Annotated in this window: 5 protein-coding genes and 1 pseudogene; 4 read left to right on the forward strand and 2 right to left on the reverse strand. The window is 65.2% G+C overall.

Going from position 1 to position 3178, the window contains the following annotated elements; genetic code table 11:
• Positions 1–105 precede the first annotated feature (105 nt).
• Positions 106–534, reverse strand: a complete 429-nt coding sequence (locus ACZ66Z_RS36615; protein ID WP_469940300.1) for a hypothetical protein — start codon at positions 532–534, stop codon at positions 106–108.
• A gap of 703 nt (positions 535–1237) precedes the next feature.
• Here ACZ66Z_RS36615 and ACZ66Z_RS36620 point away from each other — a divergent pair.
• The 3 genes and pseudogenes from ACZ66Z_RS36620 to ACZ66Z_RS36630 all read left to right on the forward strand — a co-directional run.
• Positions 1238–1482 (forward strand): annotated as a pseudogene (locus ACZ66Z_RS36620) (NF041680 family putative transposase); the annotation flags it as partial.
• A 57-nt stretch (positions 1483–1539) separates the two neighbouring features.
• Positions 1540–1698: a DUF1877 family protein gene (locus tag ACZ66Z_RS36625; RefSeq protein WP_469940301.1), complete on the forward strand. Its 159-nt coding sequence runs from the start codon at positions 1540–1542 to the stop codon at positions 1696–1698.
• Positions 1699–1780: 82 nt separating this feature from the next.
• Complete coding sequence (locus tag ACZ66Z_RS36630) at positions 1781–2035, forward strand: DUF1877 family protein (RefSeq protein WP_469940302.1); 255 nt, start codon at positions 1781–1783, stop codon at positions 2033–2035.
• 35 nt (positions 2036–2070) lie between these two features.
• On the opposite strand, the gene ACZ66Z_RS36635 is transcribed toward ACZ66Z_RS36630, so the two are convergent.
• Positions 2071–2403 carry a WhiB family transcriptional regulator gene (locus tag ACZ66Z_RS36635; RefSeq protein WP_469940304.1) on the reverse strand — a complete coding sequence of 111 codons (333 nt, stop codon included), beginning with the start codon at positions 2401–2403 and terminating at the stop codon, positions 2071–2073.
• A gap of 590 nt (positions 2404–2993) precedes the next feature.
• Here ACZ66Z_RS36635 and ACZ66Z_RS36640 point away from each other — a divergent pair.
• The coding region (locus ACZ66Z_RS36640) for an aldo/keto reductase (protein ID WP_469940306.1) at positions 2994–3178 on the forward strand (185 nt) is incomplete at its 3' end.

The raw sequence follows: 3178 nt of genomic DNA on the forward strand, positions 1-3178 counted from the left end.
ACAACACAGCCCACTCGGCATCCGAAAGCTCATGACGACGCACCACGACAAGCATGATCCCTCACCACTTAATCACCTTTGAAGACGACCCCTAGGGTCGGGTGTTCAGCTTTTGATGCGTCCTCGGATAGCGAGGAAGGCGGGTTCGAGGAGGCAGGAGGGCATCTCGGTGTAGGCGCCGGTGGCGGTGAGGTCCTGGCCCCTGGAGCGGAAGATCACGGAGCTGAGCGTGACGTTCAGGGCCTTGTCGAAGCGTTTGCTGGTGAACCTGTCTCCAGTGGGGTTCTTCGGATCCTGCTTGTCGACGACGAAGATGACTGTCCCGCCGCCCGCCGGGACAGTGCCGGTGGCTTCCTGCTTCGGAGACGACATCAGCAGGCCGAAGCCCATCAGCAGCACGATGGTGGCGAGCATGGCGGCGGCGAGCCAGCCCAGGGCGCGGCCAGCGCGAAGGCCGTAGCCGGAGAACAGCCAGCAGGCCCATAGCAGGCGGCGTTCGGCTTTCGGGGTGCCGACGCGGTTGTGGCGGCGCATCCCGCACTCGCCATAGTAGAAGTCGGCGGCGTCGGGTGCGCTCTTGCCGTCTTCGAACGCCTTGCGGACCTGCCGGTACAGGACGGCAACGTCGTCGGGGTCGGGGGTGCGGGCGGGGTCAGGGGGGTGCGGGCCGGTACACCACCGGCGAGGCTCGGGCGGGGTACCCGCGGTGGCGGCGGCTGTCCGGCGGTCTGGGCCCGCCAGTGCTGCTCCTCGGCCAGCGTGCGCCGACGGTCCAGCGGACCGGGGCTATGCCCTTGCGATGCCAGCTGGTGGGGGCGGAAGCGAGGGTGGTGCGGCCCTCCAGCCAGAGCTGGTCGAGGTGGAAGGAAGGCCCCGGAGAACAGGCAGTCCGACAGGGCGGTGTCGGTCAGCACCAGATGCGCGGCGTCCACACCCTGCACCGTCACCGCTCACCCCGCCCCGTTCCCCGACAGCGTGCCCTCGTCCAGGATCGCGCCACCGGCAGTGGTGAACGGGGCGGGGTGAGCGGTGACGGCGAGAGGGGTCTCCAGCATCGCATGCCCAAGATCCACAGAAACATGACGAATTCGGATGATCGCGGGCCGATTGCCGACGGGTCCGCTTACACCACACCCGCCTTGCCGCGACTTCCAGCGTCACAGGTGCCCCGAACACCGCCCCCGACAAAACCATCGGCCCCCACTGTGAAGCCACCAAGAACTGCGCCCCGCCGAACTGGGCGTCGTCGGCCGAGCCGGACAAGCTCACGCCAGCCCGGGTCCGTATGGGGTTCAGAAACCTGCGTGCGAAGACTGGAGCTCCAGGCGGTGCACAAAACCTTCCCGCCCGGGACCGGGCCGGCCGCCCGGCTCGAAGAACCGGCGTTCGGCACTTCGTCACGATGCCGGGCGAGTCCTTGCTATCGGCGAGGCATACGCCCGACCAGCCCACCACAAGAAGGGCACCAAGTTCCGACGCACAGAATTACCACCACCTCAGTCCGGCCCCCTGTCGGACACGCTCCGTATGCTGCCACCCATGAGCATGAACGGGCAGTACTTACGTGTCACGCCTGCCGAACTGGATCGAGCCCCGAAGGATCCCGAATGGGCATTGGGTCTTGCCGAGGAGATTCAGGAAGCACAGGAGGAGAGCGAGCCCGCGTCGGCCGAAGCGTGGCACTTCACCACGCACTAGAAATGGCAGCTGCTCGGGTTCCTCCTGCAACGCTCAGCTTTCCCTGTCGACATCGTCCAGGGCGAGGAGCCCCTCACCACCGGTGACTGGGGACGGACCGCCGCAATACCTGACCCCAGACCGAGTACGGCTGGCCGCTGACACTTTGAACCAGACCACGTATGACCAGCTCATCCAAGGTGTCGATCCCTCCGGACTCACCAAGGCCGAGATCTACCCCCAAATTTGGGACTCACCTGCCTCACTGGGGTGGGCCCGCGACCTGTTCACTCCCCTGACTGAGTTCTTCCATGGTGCCGTACCCACCGGTCACGCGATGCTGATCTGGATCGATTGATCCACCCTGGGGCGGCCCGGACGTTAAACGACCTCTCAGCTCTCGATGTGGTTTCGCCCGAATTCTGGCTCGATCGTGCGGGGAGGGTGTCCGCTGTGACGGGCGCGCTCGCGAGGGGTCAGACCACCCCATACGCCCCAGTCCTCCTTCTGTCTGATCGCCGTTACAAGGCACGGCTCGCGGACGAGACAGTTGCTGCAAACTTTCTTGGCCTTCTCCGCCCATGTTTCCGGACCTCGAGAAGCATGGCTGGGGAGATAGAAGATGTCGGGGTCTACTCCTTTTGCGAGGCATGCCGAAAGTGCCTGCCAACCGTTTCCCGTCACGGGATTGCTCGGTCGGAGCGTGCTGGCAGTGGACTGTTCCATCTGATGTCTCCCTGCTTCTCAAGTGAACCACCATGCAGTCGCCTCGCCGGTCTGATCCTGCATCTGGATGCTCTTCGACCCACGCAAGGTTCCTCCGGCATGTCGGCGCCTGCTCTCCAAGCACAGCGCAGTCTCGCCAGGCTGACCCCCGGGAATATCCCTAAAGTACATATATTTACGCATTAGGATGTTTTTGTTTCCTGGGGTGGTCGCGGCAAGGTGACCTCCCGTACGCATCGACCAGCCGGACAAGGTGGACCACCTCGGTACCGCCCGTGCCTGCGCCATGCACTTGGCGAGCCGGTCCTGCAAGCCGGCCAGCCGTTGATCCGACCGCGAGTACCGACGTGTCGGGCCGGCTCATCGGCTCGACCGTTCAATCGCGGCGCGAAATCGCTTTTCGGCACCCTGGCTGCCGGTCGACCTGCCCCCGCGGCCCGTTGCGTGCTGTAACCACCCCCGGTCGACCCGCAGTGGAGTTGACCGTGGGGGAGGGCGTGCATCGATGGATACGCTGCTGCTCCTCCGGCAGGCAACGACCGAAGCAGGCGCAGCTTTGGTTCGCCTGCGGCACGTCGTAAGGTCAGGGCGTGACGAATGAGAGGGCGAGCCGACCGCTGTACGGGTGTATGGGCCTGGGTGGCACCTGGGAACCGGAACCCTACGGTGCCGCGGAGATCAAGGCGGCGGAGGCGGCAGTCACTGCTGCCCTGGAGATCGGGATCACCACCTTCGACCACGCCGACATCTACCGCTACGGAAAGTCCGAAGCGGT

Source organism: Streptomyces sp. NPDC107498, from assembly GCF_055582805.1.